This window comes from Streptomyces sp. NPDC050617 (assembly GCF_040654795.1).
Taxonomy (GTDB): domain Bacteria; phylum Actinomycetota; class Actinomycetes; order Streptomycetales; family Streptomycetaceae; genus Streptomyces.
In genome coordinates, this window is sequence record NZ_JBFAIS010000016.1 from 1 (window position 1) to 15,532 (window position 15,532).

Genomic DNA, 15,532 nt, shown 5'->3' on the forward strand with positions numbered 1-15,532 from the left:
ATGTCCACAGCCTGCGAGGCGTCCTGTTCCAGCCGCAACGGCCGCCCGAGTATTGGGGAAGCTGGAACGGCCGCGCATAATCTGACCTGGGGAGACCGACGTTCAGCAGGCGTCGGTCTCAGTTCGCCAGCGGCACCTGGGTGCCGGGGGCGGCCTGGTTGTAGTGGTCGACGATCTTGTTCAGCTCGATCTGGTAATAGAGCTGGTACAGGCCGAAGACGAACATCAGCAGCAGGCCGATGCCGGCGCTGCACGTGGGCTGGAGACCGGCGGCGCGCTGCGCGTCGGCTATCCGTCGGCCGGTGTTGAAGACCGAGACGAACGGCGGGATGATCACGATCCCGCCGATGGTGATCGCGAGCAGGCTGCCGACGGGGCTGATCTGCCGGCGGCTGTCGAACTCCGCCATCTCCTTGTGGATCTTGTAGTACCAGACCAGGCTGTAGATCCCGAGGGTGATCAGCGGCAGTCCCAGCCACACACCGAGCGGGACGCGGCGCTTCATGGCCAGTCCGAAGCCGACGGGGCCTTGCTGTGGGTAGCCCCACGGCTGTTGCGTGCTCAACACGTCTCCTCATGCGCACCCCTGACTGGGCGTCAGGGGGCATTGATCTCTTCGCGGCGCACCATGCCGCAGACAGATCGCGAAGCTTGTCATAGATTCAGCGGCTTCGCCACACGTTTGTTCGCGGAACATTTGTGCGATCACAGCCTCGCACGGATCGCGACACGCCCGACCCAAGGATGCGGCACGCGGAAGGCCGCCACCACGCCCGGCCCAGGACCGCGCCGGGTGGCCTCGCTCACACCCCATCGCGTCAGACAGACGATTACACTGGGCCGCGTGCCTCAACTTCGTCTCGCCCTGAACCAGATCGACTCCTGCGTCGGCGACCTCGCCGGTAACGCCGAGACGATCCTCCACTGGACCCGGCACTCGGCCGAACAGGGCGCCCATCTGGTGGCCTTCCCCGAGATGGCGCTGACCGGCTACCCCGTCGAGGACCTCGCGCTGCGCTCCTCGTTCGTCGAGGCGAGCCGCGCCGCGCTGGACGCGCTGGCCGCCCGCCTCGCCGCCGAGGGCCTCGGGGAGCTGCCGGTGATCGTCGGCTACCTCGACCGCGACGAGTCGGAGCAGCCCCGCTACGGCCGGCCCGCCGGGGCCCCGAAGAACGCCGCGGCCGTGCTGCACGGCGGCCGGGTCGCCCTCCGCTTCGCCAAGCACCACCTGCCCAACTACGGCGTCTTCGACGAGTTCCGCTACTTCGTGCCCGGCCAGACGCTGCCCGTGGTGCGGGTGCGCGGCATCGACGTCGCGCTCGCCATCTGCGAGGACCTGTGGCAGGACGGCGGCCGGGTGCCCGCCGCCCGCAGCGCCGGGGCCGGGCTGCTGGTCTCCGTCAACGCCTCCCCGTACGAGCGGGAGAAGGACGACACCCGCCTCGACCTGGTGCGCAAGCGCGCGCAGGAGGCCGGCTGCACCACCGCCTACCTGGCGATGACCGGCGGCCAGGACGAGCTGGTCTTCGACGGCGACTCGATCGTCGTCGACCGGGACGGCGAAGTGATCGCGCGCGCCCCGCAGTTCGAGGAGGGGTGCGTGCTCGTCGACCTCGACCTGCCCGCCGCCGCGGCCGAGCCCCCGGCCGGGACCGTGGACGACGGCCTGCGCATCGAGCATGTGACGCTCTCCGCCGACCCGCTCCCCGCGTACGAGCCCGAGACGCCGGGCGGCCGGGCCGAGCGGCTCGACGACGACGAGGAGGTCTACACCGCGCTGGTGGCGGGGCTCCGCGCGTACGCCGCGAAGAACGGCTTCCGCAGCGTGCTCATCGGGCTCTCGGGCGGCATCGACTCGGCGCTGGTCGCCGCCATCGCCTGCGACGCGGTCGGCGCGGCGAACGTGTACGGGGTCGCGATGCCCTCCCGGTACTCCTCCGAGCACTCCATCGGCGACGCCGCCGAGCTGGCCCGCCGCACGGGGCTGAACTTCCGCACCGTCCCCATCGGCCCGATGTTCGACGCTTACATGGGCTCGCTGGGGCTGACCGGCCTCGCGGAGGAGAACCTCCAGTCGCGGCTGCGCGGCACCATGCTGATGGCCCTGTCCAACCAGGAGGGCCACATCGTCCTCGCGCCGGGCAACAAGTCCGAGCTGGCCTGCGGCTATTCGACGCTCTACGGCGACTCCGTCGGCGCGTACGGGCCGATCAAGGACGTCTACAAGACCTCGATCTTCCGCCTCGCCACGTGGCGCAACCGGTCGGCCGCCGAGCGCGGCGAGACCCCGCCCATCCCGGAGAACTCGATCAGCAAGCCGCCGAGCGCGGAGCTGCGGCCGGGCCAGGTGGACACGGACTCGCTGCCCGACTACGACGTCCTGGACCGCATCCTGGAGCTGTACGTGGACCGCGACCAGGGCCGCGCGGAGATCATCGCGGCGGGCTTCGATGCGGAGCTGGTCACCCGCGTCCTGCGGATGGTCGACACCGCGGAGTACAAGCGGCGGCAGTACCCGCCGGGCACGAAGATCTCCGCCAAGGGCTTCGGCAAGGACCGCCGGCTGCCGATCACCAACCGCTGGCGCGAGACGGGCTGACCCGGTCGCCTTCGGAGCGGCCGCCCGGCTCGTAGCGCCGGGCGGCCGCTCCGCTCTTTCCACACGGGTCCGCACGCCCGGAGGGGGGATTCACCGGGCGTGCGGAGTCTGGGGCGGCCGGGGGCCGCTTACGGGTGGTACTTCTCCTCGATCAGGTCCGGGACCGGGATGTCGGACTTGGCCTCCATGGTGACGCGGACGACGACGCTGCCGGTCTTCGCGGCCTTCTCCAGCTGGTCCCCGGTGCACCTCTTGGTGCCGTAGCCGTCCTCGCCGATCTTCACGGAGCCGTCGGCGCCGCCGCAGATCGCGGCCGCCCCGCGGACCTCCACCGCGTTGGAGACGTCGAACTCCCGGGCCTTGCCGCCGTCTTCGGGCTTGACGAGCAGCTTGCCGGGCGCGAGGTAGCTCATCTTGCCCACGATCACACGGTGGTTGCCCGCGTTGGCGACGCCGCTCCCTTCCGGCGCGGACTCGCTGCCGCTGTGCCCCTGCGCGGCGGAGCTGTTCGAGGAGCCGCCGGCGGACCCGTTCCGGGACGTGGCCGACGAGGCCGAGTCGTGCTGCGAGGCCGACGCGGAACCCGAGTTGGAAGAGTTGGAAGAGTTGGAAGAGTCGGAAGAGTTGGCGGAGTTCGAGGAGCCCGCGCCATTCGCCGACCCGTCCCCCTGCCCGCAGGCCGTGACCCCCAGCCCCAGCGCCGCCGCGGCGACGAGGGCGGCGGCGACACGGCGGCCGGTGCGGCCGCTCGTGCGGAGGCGGTTGGCGGCGGTGCTCGCGGTGTACATCATGTCTCCCGTTGCTCTGGTCTCTCGTCTCGCTCCCGGACGACAACCAGCTTGGAAGACCGCGTTGGCGTTCCACTAACGGACCGCTAAGGAACGAAGAAGCGCTGTCGGGCTCGGATCAGCCGGCGGTGACGGCGGTGACGGTGCTCGCTCCGCCGGAGTCCACGGCCAGGGTGTGGTCGTCGACCGGAGGGCGCCCGAGCCGGTCCCAGGCGGCGTAGGCCCGCTCGATCTCGTGCCACAGGCGGCGCGGCCCGTGCTGGAGGACGCGGAAGGAGGCGACGCTGCGGCCGTCGTAGTCGACGCTCGCCCACGACGTCGCGTCGGTGTCGCCGATCCACAGCCGGGTGTGCGCCCCGTCCGCCTCGGGGGCGTCGTCCCAGGAGAACCAGGCGCCGGGCACGGTCTGGCCGAGGTGGAACTCGGCGTCGAGATCCCCGCCGGCCACCGTCCACGGCGAGAGCGCCGTACGGGACTCCTCGTGTCCCTGCCCGGGGCGCGGGAGGTCGCGGCCGAGTTCGACGTCGGCGTACTGGCCGCGCAGCACCATGTACGAGCCGAAGGCGCTGAACGGGCCGGAGGCGGTGCCGTCCCGGTGCCGGGTCAGGGCCAGCGTGCCGTAGCGGCACCACGGGCTGTCCCACGGGGTGACGACGCGTCCGCCGGGGGCGGTCTGGGCCAGCCAGGCGGGCGGCACGGCGCGCACCGAGCACGTGGCCAGGATCCGATCGTAGGGCGCGGCGGCCGGCCGGCCCTCGGCCCCGTCCGCCAGGACACGGCGGGGTGCGAACCCGGCAGCCGCCAGGGCGCGGCCGGCCCGCGCGTGGAGGGCCGGGTCGATCTCGACGGTCGTCACCCGGTGGTCGCCCAGCCGCGCGCACAGCAGCGCCGCGTCGAACCCGGTGCCCGTGCCGATCTCCAGGACCCGCATGCCGTCGTCGAGGGCGGCCAGTTCGAGGGCGCGGACGGTCATGGACGGCATGGGCGCGGATGACGACGGGAGGCGGGTCCCGTCCTCGGCCGTCTGGAACCGGGTGATCAGCGGGGTGTCGGTATAGGCCGCGGCCAGCCAGCCCCGGGGGTCCGCGTGCCGGTCGCGGGGCGTATGGCCGCCGTTCCCGTCGGGGACCCACACCCGGTCGGGGAGGAAGAGATGGCGGGGCACGCGCCGCAGGGCCTCCGCGTACGGAGCGGGAACGGGCCGGCCAAGTCGCCGGGCGACCTGGCCGATCAGTCTTTCCGCCCAAGGCTCCGACGCGTCACCGGCGGCGTCCGGGCCCGCGGACGGCGCGGCCACGGCTGCTCGGCGGCCGGCGCGGGAGCGGGCGGCGGGGGCGTCGGCACGGGCCGCCGGCTGATGCCCGTCGTCCCCGATCGGCGATCGGTGCTTCCAGTCCATCGTCCGACCTCCCGGGCTCCCCCACCACGGTAGAGACCAACGCCGCGGCCGAGCAGGGCGCACGGTGGCACCCGGCGGCGCGCGCGTACGGCGCCCGGAACAAGCCAAGTGGGTCCGGCGTCTGGCGGTCGGCTCCCGTAACGGCCTGCGACGGCCCGCCGGCCTCCTGAGGCGCCCGCGGCCGGCGGCCCGGTGCGCGTACACCCGCCCGTACGCACACCGGGCCGACCCCGCGCCGGGGCCGGCCCGTAGTAGCAGACGCCCGGTCAGTTCAGCGCGTCCGTCGCCGCGCCCCACACCGGGCGGCCGTCCTCCCACAGCGCCGCGACATGGCCCGCGAACCGGTCGTAGAGCCCGTCCTCCCCCAGCCGCCGCAGATGCAGCATCGGCGACTCGTGGCCGAGGAGGCACGACAGGTGCGGCGTCACCAGCATCTGGTCATCGAACGCGAAGACCGACAGCGCGATGTGCTCATCGCTGAACCGGGCCTCGATCCCCGACCGTTCGCCCGCCTCCTCCAGCGCGGCCAGGGTGATCCTGATCCGCGTGGAGACGGTCAGCGGCACCCCTTCGATCTCCTCGCGGCGGCGCGTCACCGCCGACGCGGGGTCGCCCAGCAGGAAGCGCACCTCGCAGCCGGCCGCCACCTTGGCAGCGAGCCGGGCGGCGAGCCGCGGATGCTCCTGCCAGACAAAGTAGTTGGTGTATCCCGCGAAGGTGATGTTCCGGGTGGCGGAGTGGATGAGGGCGGCCCACACCGCCCTGGGGCACGCGTTGCGGTAGGGGTACGCTGACACGATCTCCCGGTCCGCGCCCACCTTCATGGTGGAACGGACGCTCTTGGGCCACAGCACGTCGGCACTCACTCCCAGCGCCGCCTCCACCCCGTCCCGGGTCCGTGGATGCGGAACGCGAGCGGGGTTCGACAGCCATCGTTCCGCGGTCTTGGTCGACACCCCGACTGTACGGGCGAGACAACCGGCGGTCATACGTGACGCCGCCATAGCATCGCGCAGAGCTGTGTTCAAGGCTTCCCCTTGGACATTCGGGCCACTAAGGACGGTAGTCCCAACGAGTGCGATACGTCCGGGGCACGGGAGTTAAAGGGCGCCGCCGCGTGACCGATATTCAGACCATGGAAAGTTCACTGGGGGAGCGCGGCTCCCCAACGCAACGGCCCCTTGTCGTGGACATCCGTACGGGCACCGTCGGCCATGTCATGGCCTCGTATCTGGGCGAGGTGTATCTGCGCCCGGTGCACGGCGGCCCGGAGTGGACCCTGCCGGCGGACCGCGTGCGGTCGGCCACCGCCGAGGAGGCGGAGGCGGCCCGTTAGCAACCGCCCCGCCCCCGGCCGGGCCGCGGCAGCGCCTACGCGGCGGGTTCCCTGCTGGGCGTCTCGCCCGCGCCCTGGGCGACGACCCGCGTGGCGTCCCGCGGCGCCCCCCGGTCCAGCAGCCCGGCCGTCAGGGCGATGCCCAGCCCCGCCGCCGCCAGCACCGCGCCGACCAGTGCCGGGGACGTCCAGCCCCAGCCCGCGCCGATGGCGAGGCCGCCGAGCCAGGCGCCGCCCGCGTTGGCCAGGTTGAAGGCGGAGTGGTTGGACGCCGAGGCGAGCGTCGGCGCGTGCCGGGCCTTGGACATCACCAGCATCTGGAGCGGCGTGGTGGTCATGAAGCCGACCGCGCCGAGCACCACGACCGTGATCAGCGCCGCCCACTTCACGTGCACCGTGAAGTCGAAGACCACCAGCGCCACCGCGAGGGCGCCCAGCGATCCGTACAGCGTCGGGCGGAGCGCCCGGTCGGTGAGCGGGCCCGCGGCGAGCGCGCCGAGCGTCATGCCGATGCCGAAGAGGGCGAGCACCAGCGTCACCGAGGTCTCGGAGAAGCCGGTGACCTTGGTCATCATCGAGGAGAGGTAGCTGTAGACGGCGAAGACGCCGGCGAAGCCGAAGACGGCGGTGAGCAGGCCGAGCAGCACCTGCCGGTTGCCCATCGCGCGCAGCTCGTGGCCGAGGCCGCCCTGGTGCTCGCGGGAGAGCCGCGGTACGAGCACGGCGAGCGCGGCCATCGCGACGAGCCCGATCCCGGCGACGACCAGGAAGGTGGCGCGCCAGCCGAGGTGCTGGCCGAGCAGGGTGGCGGCGGGCACGCCGACGATGTTGGCGACCGTGAGGCCGAGGAACATCGTGGCGACCGCCCGCGCCTGCCGCCCGTCGCGGACGAGCCGGGCGGCCACGACCGCGCCGACGCCGAAGAACGCGCCGTGCGGCAGTCCGGCGAGCACCCGCCCGGCGATCAGCAGCCCGAAGCTGGGGGCGAGCGCCGAGGCGAGGTTCCCGACCGTGAACACCGCCATGAGCCCGACCAGCATCCGCTTGCGCGGTATGCGGGAGCCCAGTGCGGTGAGCAGGGGCGCGCCGATGACGACGCCGATGGCGTAGGCGGAGACGAGGTAACCGGCGGTGGGCACCGAGGTGCCCAGGTCGTCGGCGACGTTGGGCAGCAGGCCCATCATCACGAACTCGGTGGTGCCGATCCCGAAGGCGGATATCGCCAGGGCGAGCAGCGCCAGGGGCATGGAGGACCTTCCAAAAGCTGGGTTTCGCGTGAATTCCTGTTGCGAATGGCGAAACAAAGCGTGGCAGGCCGATTGTTCCTTCAGGTGTGCGCGGCGTTAAATCCTGCCGGCGGCGTCAGATCTTGAAGGAGGCCGCCACCGGGAGGTGGTCGCTGCCCGAGTCGGGCAGGGTCCAGGCCGAGACCGGGTCCATGCCCTTGACCATGATCTGGTCGATGCGGGCCATCGGGAAGGACGCGGGCCAGCTGAAGCCGAAGCCGTTGCCCGCGGCGCCCTGCGCCGAGCGCAGCTGGGAGGTGACGGGGGCGAGCGAGCGGTCGTTCATGGTGCCGTTGAGGTCGCCGAGGAGGAGGACCTTCTGCTCGGACTCGGAGCGGATGGCCCGGCCCAGCGCCGCCGCGCTCTCGTCGCGCTGGTTGGCGGTGAACCCGGCCTTGAACTTCACCCGCACCGACGCCAGGTGGGCGACGTAGACGCCGATCTTGCCGTGGGGCGTGTCGACCGTGGCGCGCATCGCGCGCGTCCAGGCCATCTTGATGTAGACGGGCTGGGCGCCGGAGATCGGGTACTTGCTCCACAGCCCGACCGTGCCCTTGACGCTGTGGTACTTGTACGTGCCGGCCAGCGCCTTCTCGTACGTGGGCACGGCGCTGGTCTTGAGCTCCTCCAGCGCCACGACGTCCGCGCCGGAGGCGGCCACGTCCTTGGCCGTGCTCGCCGGGTCGGGGTTGTCCGCGTCGACGTTGTGGGTGAGGACGGTGAGGTTGCCGCCCTTGCCGGTCTGGTCGCCGAGCTGCCCGCCGAAGAGGCTGAACCAGACGATGGCCGGGAGCAGGAGCGCGATCAGGGCGGTCGCCGAGCGGCGTACGAGCGCGAAGACGAGCAGCAGCGGGATGGCGAGGCCGAACCAGGGCAGGAAGGTCTCGAAGAGGCTGCCGAGGTTGCCGATGTCGTTGGGGAGGGACGCGTGGAGCGCCATGAGCAGGCCGAGCAGTATCGCGAGCGCCGCGAGGATCAGCCCGCGCCGCCAGATTCCGCCGTCGCGCCACCGGTCGAGAAGGCGGCGGGCGCGGGTGCCGGCGGGCTCCGCCGCCGTCTCCGCGCGGTCCGTTTCCTCCATGTGTGCCTGCGGCATCCGCTGTCCTCACTGCTCCGCGTGGTGAACCCCGGCCTCGTGGTCGGCGCGCCGGTCGCCGGGTGACTCGACGATAGGCGACTTCAAGGGGTTGATTTGCGCGCTCCGGTCAGGAGCGTCGGTCGTAGGTGAGGACGATCGGGCAACCCGCGAGGGTTCCTGAGTACCGGGCCGCACGGGTCTGCTGTGACACAACGGGCATAATCCGACGCGCGGACGGTCGGAACGGTCCGGGAACGGTCATTTTCCTGGCATTGACAGTCGAATCCGATGGCCGATGGGGCGATGGCGAACCGCCACTCGCGGGGATCGGCGACGGGTCAACTTTTGGTCATTTCCGGGACCGCCGGGCCGCGGCCGGGACCGCGGCGAGGCGCGGCCGGGACCGGCACGCGCCACAGCCGGGCCCGGCACCCGTCAGGGCCAGGACCCGGCACCCGTCAGGGCCAGGACCCGGCACCCGTCAGGGCCGGGGCCGCACCCCCGCCAGTACCGCGTCGACGATCTGTTCGGGGAGTCCCTCGGGCAGGTCCGCCCGCTCGTGCAGCACCGAGCGGACCAGCATCGGGCCGCTGAAGAGATCGACGACCAGATCGAGGTCCAGGTCCCCCCGGACCTCCCCGGTGCCGACGCCGCGCAGCAACACGGCCCGCAGCGCCTCGCGCCGGCCCCGTACGACCGTGTCGTGGTACTCCTCCCACAGCCGCGGCTGCGCCTTCATCTGGTTGACCACCGTGCGCAGCAGCGCGGAGTGCCGCTTGGCCAGGCCGCGCCGGCGCATGGCCTCCAGGAGGGCGACGAGGTCGGCGCGGACCGACTCCCCGAGCAGCTCGGGCTGGGCCTCGTCCAGGGTGCGCAGGACGTCGATCATCAGCGCCTCCTTGCCCGTCCAGCGCCGGTAGACGGCGGCCTTGCCGACGCCCGCCTCGCGGGCGATGCGCTCGATGGACAGCCCGCCGACCGACTCGCCGTCCTCCAGCAGCCGCAGCACGGTCTCGATGACGGCCGTGTCGACGGCGGCGCTGCGGGGGCGGCCGCGGGTCGGCGGCGGGTGCTGGTTCACGCGTCGGCCCCCGTCCGGTCCGGGGCGGCCCCGGCGGGCTCCGGGCTCGGGTCCGCGGCGTCCTTGGGGCGGCCGGGCAGGAAGACCGCGACGACGATCGCGCCGAGCACGGCGACGGCGGCGGAGCCGACGACGGTGACGTGCATGGCGTGGATGAACGCGTCGTTGGCGGGGCCGACGAGCGCCTTGCCCGCGGGGCCCATCCGCTCGGCCACGCCGAGGGTGGCCTCGATGGACTCGCCCGCCGCGTGCCGTATCTGCGGGGGCACGGCGCCGAGCTTGTCCTGGATGCCGTCGCGGTAGGTGGTGGAGAGCACCGAGCCGAGCACGGCCACCCCGAGCGCGCCGCCGACCTGGCGGAAGGTGTTGTTGACGGCGGAGCCGGAGCCGGCCTTCTCGCGCGGCAGCGACTGCATGATGGAGACGGTGGCGGGCGGCATGATGTGCGCCATTCCGGTGCCCTGGAGGAAGAAGAGGACCTCCAGCACCCAGATCGGGGTGTCCGTGCCGAGCAGCAGGAACCCTGCCATGGTGGCGGCCACCAGCAGCATTCCCGTGGCGCACACGGCGCGCGCGCCGAATCTGTCGACGACGAGCCGGGCGCGGGGCGCGAAGAGCATCTGGGCGGCGGCGAGCGGCAGGATCAGCAGCCCGGACTCCAGGGGCGTGTAGCCGCGCACGCTCTGCGTGTAGAAGACGATGAAGAACGTGACGCCCATCAGGGCGAAGAAGACCAGGGCGATGGAGGAGACGGCCGCCGAGAAGGCCGGGTTCCTGAAGTACCGGACGTCGATGGCGGGATGGCTGGCGCGCCGCTCGTAGAGCACGAACGCCACGAGTACGAGCACGCCGCCGCCGGCCGTGCCGTAGACCTCGGGCGTGGTGAAGTCGGCCAGCTGGCCGCCCTTGATGATCCCGTAGACGAGGAGGACCAGGCCGACGACGGACAGCAGCACGCCGACGGGGTCCAGCCGGCCGGGGTCGGGGTCCTTGGAGTCGGGGACCAGGATCACCATCGCGATGATCGCTATGACGACTATCGGGACGTTGACGAGGAAGACCGAGCCCCACCAGAAGTGGTCGAGGAGCACGCCGCCGGTGATCGGGCCGATGGCGATGGCGAGGCCGACGGCGCCGGCCCAGATGCCGATCGCCTTGGGCTGCTCGTCGCGCTCGAAGACGTTCATGATGATGGCGAGCGTGGCGGGCATCACGAAGGCGCCGCCGAAGCCCATCACCGCGCGGAACGCGATGAGTTCGCCGGAGGAGCCGGACATCGCGGAGAGCACCGATCCGATGCCGAACACCGCCATGCCCAGCAGCAGCGTCTTCTTGCGGCCGAGCCGGTCGCCGAGGAGGCCGGCGGTGAAGAGCAGCCCCGCGAAGACGAGGGTGTAGGAGTTGATCGCCCACTCCAACTGGCTCTGGGTAGCGCCCAGTCCGGTGGGTGCGGGCGAGGCGATGGTCTTCATCGCGACGTTGAGTATGGAGTTGTCCAGCACGACGACGAGCAGGCTGAACAGCAGGACGGCGAGGATCGCCCAGCGCTTGCGGTGCACCGCTTCGGGGACCCGGCGCGCGAGGGCCGGCTGACGGGGGCCCTGAGGGCCGGAGGGGGTTGCCATGGGATCAGCGTAAACCGATTCCGATACGACCCCGTTCCGTATTGGAAATACTTTACGAACGGGCCGCCCTTCCGGGGCGGCGCGCGCCGTGCCAGCATGGAAGCGATCCGGGGACGCCGTACGGGCGCCTCGAGACGACCGACACAGGAGCCATGGCAATGACGCATGCCTCGACATCCACTCCCTCCGCAGCCGGGCGGACCGCGCCCGGCACGCCGGAGCCCACCGCCGCGAGCAGGCCCGACAGCAGCGACAAGGCGCTGTACGGGGGAAAGAGCTCGCGAAGGATCACCGTCCGCGACATCGCCGCCGCCAAGGGGCGCGGCGAGAAGTGGCCCATGCTCACCGCCTACGACGCGATGACGGCCTCCGTCTTCGACCAGGCCGGCGTCCCCGTGCTGCTGGTGGGCGACTCCATGGGCAACTGCCACCTCGGCTACGAGTCCACCGTGCCCGTCACGATGGACGAGATCGCCGTCCTGTCCGCCGCCGTCGTACGCGGCGCCAAGCGCGCCCTCATCGTCGCCGACCTGCCCTTCGGTGCGTACCAGGAGAGCCCGGTCCAGGCGCTGCGCAACGCGACGCGCCTGGTCAAGGAGGCAGGAGTACAGGCCGTGAAGCTGGAGGGCGGCGAGCGCTCCGCTCACCAGATCGAGCTGCTGGTCTCGGCCGGCATACCGGTCATGGCCCACATCGGCCTCACCCCGCAGTCCGTCAACGCCTTCGGGGGCTACCCGGTCCAGGGCCGCGGCGAGGAGGCCGCCCAGCAGCTGCTGCGCGACGCCAAGGCGGTGCAGGACGCCGGGGCCTTCGCGGTCGTCCTCGAAGTCGTGCCGGCCGAGCTGGCCGCCGAGGTCACGCGCGTCCTGCACATCCCCACGGTGGGCATCGGCGCGGGCCAGGACTGCGACGCGCAGGTCCTCGTCTGGACCGACATGGCCGGACTGACGCCGGGCCGCGTCCCGCGGTTCGTCAAGCAGTACGCGCGGATGCGGGAGGTCCTGGGCGACGCGGCCAAGGCTTTCGCGGAGGACGTCGTCGGGGGCGCGTACCCGGCGCCGGAGCACAGCTTCCACTAGCCGCCGGGCCGCTGCGCGGGGCCTCGGCCCGTACGCCGTGTGCACGAACATGCGGTGTACGGGCCCCGGCCCGGTCGCCACCACCCCGCCGTCCCCTCGGGCGGCGGGGTACGGCATGCTCCGCGCATGGCCCTCCACTTGAACGGCACCCTGCTGCCCGACGGCACCACGCGAGACCTGTGGCTCGTCGGCGACCGCGTGACCTTCCGCCCGCCGGCGGAGCGGGCCGAGACCGTCGCGGACGGCGGCTTCCTGCTGCCCGGCCTGGTCGATCTGCACACCCACCCCGGACTGCGCGACGACGGCGGCTTCGACACCGACGCCCTGGCCGCGCACCGCGACGCGGGGGTGGCCGTGCTGCGCTGCCCCGGCCTGGACGGCCCCGTGCCGGGCGCGCTGCGCGCGTCGCCCGAGCTGCCCCGGCTCGTCACGGCGGGCGCGTGGCTGGCGTGGTCCGGGCTGTCCGACCACGCGGACTTCCACACGGTCGTGGACGACCTGCCCGGCGCGGCCGTCCGGGAGGCGCGGTCGGGCGACGGCTGGTGCAAGGTCATGGCGGACTGGGACTTCGAGGCCGCGCCCGTACCGCTGGAGCTGCTGCGCGCCGCGACGGAGGCCGTGCACGCGGCGGGCGGGCGGATCGCCGCCCACTGCCAGTCCGCGCAGGGCTCCCTGAACGCGGCCCGCGCGGGCGTCGACTCCATCGAACACGGCATGGCCCTGCCGGCGGAGGCGCTCCCGCTGATGGCCGCGCACGGCACGGCGTACGTCCCGACGCTCACCGCCTTCGGCAAGAGCGCCCCCTGGCGGGCGCGCCGCGGCCTGGACCGGGACGTCCTCTGGCAGCAAGGCCACCGCACGATGATCACCCGCGCCCGCGAGGCGTACGAGGCGGGCGTCGCCGTCCTGGCCGGCACGGACTCGCTGCCGCACGGCGACGTCGTCCGCGAGATCGAGTGGCTGATCGAGGCGGGGCTCCCCGCCGAGGCCGCGATCGGCGCGGCGAGCTGGCGCGCCCGCGACTGGCTCGGCCTGCCCGGCCTGGTCGAAGGCGGCCTCGCCGACATCACCGTCTACGCCGCCGACCCCCGCCGCGACACGGCCGTGCTGCGCGCCCCGAGCCGGATCATCCTGCGCGGCCGCGTCGTCCGCTGACACACGCCCTGGCGGGCGGCTCGCGCGTCCGTGCCCGTAACCCGCCGCCCGCACCCGCGCCGACCTGCGCGTATCGCCAGCCCGTCGGTGCCGGCAGGCGCGTGTCGGCGGGCTGTCGGCGGGCTGTCGACGGGGCCTGCGACCTTATGGCCATGACGCGATACAACGACCTCAAGAAGAGCGGCGGCAACGCCGTGGAGGTCCGGGGGCTGGTCAAGCACTACGGCGCGACCAAGGCCCTGGACGGAGTCGACCTCGATGTGCGCGAGGGGACGATCCTCGGTGTGCTGGGGCCGAACGGGGCGGGCAAGACCACGCTCGTGCGGGTGCTGGCCACGCTGCTGCGCCCCGACTCGGGCACGGCGCGGGTGGCCGGGTACGACGTGCTCAAGCAGCCCCGGCAGCTGCGCCGGGTGATCGGGCTGACGGGGCAGTACGCCTCGGTGGACGAGAAGCTGTCCGGCTACGAGAACCTCTACATGATCGGGCGGCTGCTCGACCTGTCCCGCGCCGACGCCCGGCGCCGGGCGGACGACCTGCTGGAGCGGTTCTCGCTGACGGAGGCGGCCAAGAAGCCCGCGATGCAGTACTCCGGCGGCATGCGGCGCCGCCTCGACCTCGCCGCGTCCCTGACCGGGCAGCCGTCCGTGCTCTATCTGGACGAGCCGACCACCGGCCTCGACCCGCGCACCCGCAACGAGGTGTGGGAGGAGGTGCGGCGGATGGTCGGCGAGGGCAGCACCGTGCTCCTCACCACGCAGTACATGGAGGAGGCCGAGGCGCTCGCGAACGAGCTGACCGTCTTCGACCGCGGCCGGGTCGTCGCCGGCGGCGAGGTGCACGAGCTGAAGGCCAAGGTCGGCGGCCGCACCCTGCGGATCCGGCCGACGGACCGCGGCGAAATGCCCCGCATGGTCGGCGCGCTGGCGCAGGCCGGGCTCGACGGGGTCGGCGGGGCGACCATCGACGAGGCCGAGGGCGTGGTCAACGTCGCGATCATCAGCGACGAGCAGCTGACGGCCGTCGTCGGCCTGCTGGGCGAGCGCGGCTTCGCCATCGCCGGCATAGACACCCATCTGCCCAGCCTGGACGAGGTGTTCCTGGCCATCACCGGCCAGAAGACATCGCTGGCCGACGCGGACACGGAGTCCGACGACCGTACGCGGGAGCGCGCCGGGGCCGCCGTATGAGCACCTGCCGCAGCACGAATTCCCGGCGCACGCCGCACCACCGCAGCACCGACCGAAGCGAGGTACGCGCATGAGCGCCGCCACCCTGACCGCACCCGCGCGGCCCGCGAACGACGGCGAGGGCCGCATCGGCCTGCGCGCCAACCTGCGGCACATCGGGGCGCTCGCCCGCCGCAACATGCTCCAGATCAAGCAGGACCCGGAGTCGATGTTCGACGTCCTGCTGATGCCGATCGTCTTCACCCTGCTGTTCACGTACGTCTTCGGCGGCGCGATCTCCGGGAAGGGGAACCAGCAGGAGTACGTCAGCTACCTGATCCCCGGCCTCATGGCGATGAACGGCATGAACATCGCCATGGCGGTGGGCACCGGCGTCAACGAGGACTTCCGCAAGGGCGTCATGGACCGGTTCCGCACCATGCCGATAGCCCGGTCCTCCGTCCTCATCGCGAAGATGGTCGTGGAGATCGGGCGGATGATGGTCGCCACGGCCATCCTGCTGGTCATGGGGTTCATCCTGGGCATGTCGGTCGACGGGTCCGTGTTCCACGTGCTCGGCGCGGTGGTGCTGTCCCTCGTCTTCGGCGCCTCGCTGATGTGGATCTTCATCCTGCTGGGCCTGGCGATGAAGACGCCGCAGGCCGTCCAGGGGCTCGCGATGATCGTGATCATGCCGCTCCAGTTCGGCAGTTCGATCTTCACGCCGACCTCGTCGATGCCGGGCTGGCTGGAGGGGTTCACCAAGGTCAACCCGCTGTCCAACCTCGCGGACGCCTCGCGCCACCTGTTCAGCGGGCATGGGGCGGTCGCCCAGCCGGTCCTGATCACCCTCGCCTGGGCGGTCGCGATCACGCTCGTGACCGCGCCGCTGGCCGTACGCAAGTTCCGCAGCAAGACCTGAGCGGCCCGCTGCGGG

14 protein-coding genes are annotated in these 15,532 nt (G+C 72.3%); 6 read left to right on the forward strand and 8 right to left on the reverse strand.

Going from position 1 to position 15,532, the window contains the following annotated elements:
- Positions 1-118: 118 nt before the first annotated feature.
- Positions 119-565 carry a DUF4234 domain-containing protein gene (locus tag AB0I49_RS21540; protein WP_363228628.1) on the reverse strand — a complete coding sequence of 149 codons (447 nt, stop codon included), beginning with the start codon at positions 563-565 and terminating at the stop codon, positions 119-121.
- A gap of 279 nt (positions 566-844) precedes the next feature.
- Here AB0I49_RS21540 and AB0I49_RS21545 point away from each other — a divergent pair, with 279 nt between their 5' ends.
- Positions 845-2,599, forward strand: coding sequence for an NAD+ synthase (locus tag AB0I49_RS21545; RefSeq protein ID WP_363228629.1), 1,755 nt, complete (start codon positions 845-847; stop codon positions 2,597-2,599).
- 128 nt (positions 2,600-2,727) lie between these two features.
- Here AB0I49_RS21545 and AB0I49_RS21550 read toward each other — a convergent pair whose 3' ends face one another.
- The 3 genes from AB0I49_RS21550 to AB0I49_RS21560 all read right to left on the reverse strand — a co-directional run bounded on the left by AB0I49_RS21550 (position 2,728) and on the right by AB0I49_RS21560 (position 5,652).
- Positions 2,728-3,390 (reverse strand): hypothetical protein, encoded by a 663-nt coding sequence (locus tag AB0I49_RS21550; RefSeq protein WP_363228630.1) that lies wholly within the window; start codon positions 3,388-3,390, stop codon positions 2,728-2,730.
- A 115-nt stretch (positions 3,391-3,505) separates the two neighbouring features.
- Positions 3,506-4,786, reverse strand: coding sequence for a methyltransferase domain-containing protein (locus AB0I49_RS21555; RefSeq protein WP_363228631.1), 1,281 nt, complete (start codon positions 4,784-4,786; stop codon positions 3,506-3,508).
- A gap of 266 nt (positions 4,787-5,052) precedes the next feature.
- Positions 5,053-5,652: a DUF5919 domain-containing protein gene (locus AB0I49_RS21560; protein WP_363228632.1), complete on the reverse strand. Its 600-nt coding sequence runs from the start codon at positions 5,650-5,652 to the stop codon at positions 5,053-5,055.
- A gap of 269 nt (positions 5,653-5,921) precedes the next feature.
- Between AB0I49_RS21560 and AB0I49_RS21565 the strand changes: the two genes are divergently transcribed.
- Entirely contained in the window at positions 5,922-6,122 is a 201-nt protein-coding gene (locus tag AB0I49_RS21565; protein WP_157854260.1) for a hypothetical protein, read from the forward strand.
- A 35-nt stretch (positions 6,123-6,157) separates the two neighbouring features.
- Here AB0I49_RS21565 and AB0I49_RS21570 read toward each other — a convergent pair whose 3' ends face one another.
- The 4 genes from AB0I49_RS21570 to AB0I49_RS21585 all read right to left on the reverse strand — a co-directional run bounded on the left by AB0I49_RS21570 (position 6,158) and on the right by AB0I49_RS21585 (position 11,192).
- Entirely contained in the window at positions 6,158-7,369 is a 1,212-nt protein-coding gene (locus tag AB0I49_RS21570) for an MFS transporter (RefSeq protein ID WP_363228633.1), read from the reverse strand.
- Positions 7,370-7,484: 115 nt separating this feature from the next.
- Entirely contained in the window at positions 7,485-8,504 is a 1,020-nt protein-coding gene (locus AB0I49_RS21575) for an endonuclease/exonuclease/phosphatase family protein (RefSeq protein ID WP_363228634.1), read from the reverse strand.
- Between the two features lie 463 nt (positions 8,505-8,967).
- Positions 8,968-9,567 (reverse strand): TetR/AcrR family transcriptional regulator, encoded by a 600-nt coding sequence (locus AB0I49_RS21580; RefSeq protein ID WP_363228635.1) that lies wholly within the window; start codon positions 9,565-9,567, stop codon positions 8,968-8,970.
- Positions 9,564-11,192 (reverse strand): MFS transporter, encoded by a 1,629-nt coding sequence (locus AB0I49_RS21585; RefSeq protein ID WP_363228636.1) that lies wholly within the window; start codon positions 11,190-11,192, stop codon positions 9,564-9,566. The genes AB0I49_RS21580 and AB0I49_RS21585 overlap by 4 nt, the downstream gene beginning before the upstream one ends.
- A 158-nt stretch (positions 11,193-11,350) precedes the next feature.
- Between AB0I49_RS21585 and panB the strand changes: the two genes are divergently transcribed.
- From panB to AB0I49_RS21605, 4 genes are all read left to right on the forward strand, one after another.
- A complete protein-coding gene (gene panB, locus AB0I49_RS21590; RefSeq protein ID WP_363228637.1) occupies positions 11,351-12,271 on the forward strand; it encodes a 3-methyl-2-oxobutanoate hydroxymethyltransferase in 921 nt (306 codons plus the stop codon).
- Positions 12,272-12,397: 126 nt separating this feature from the next.
- Positions 12,398-13,426, forward strand: coding sequence for an amidohydrolase family protein (locus AB0I49_RS21595; RefSeq protein ID WP_363228638.1), 1,029 nt, complete (start codon positions 12,398-12,400; stop codon positions 13,424-13,426).
- Positions 13,427-13,578: 152 nt separating this feature from the next.
- The gene (locus tag AB0I49_RS21600) at positions 13,579-14,616 is read left to right on the forward strand and encodes an ATP-binding cassette domain-containing protein (protein WP_363228639.1); all 1,038 of its coding nucleotides are present in this window, start codon (positions 13,579-13,581) and stop codon (positions 14,614-14,616) included.
- A gap of 70 nt (positions 14,617-14,686) precedes the next feature.
- Positions 14,687-15,517 (forward strand): ABC transporter permease, encoded by an 831-nt coding sequence (locus tag AB0I49_RS21605; protein WP_363228640.1) that lies wholly within the window; start codon positions 14,687-14,689, stop codon positions 15,515-15,517.
- The last annotated feature ends 15 nt before the right edge of the window (positions 15,518-15,532 follow it).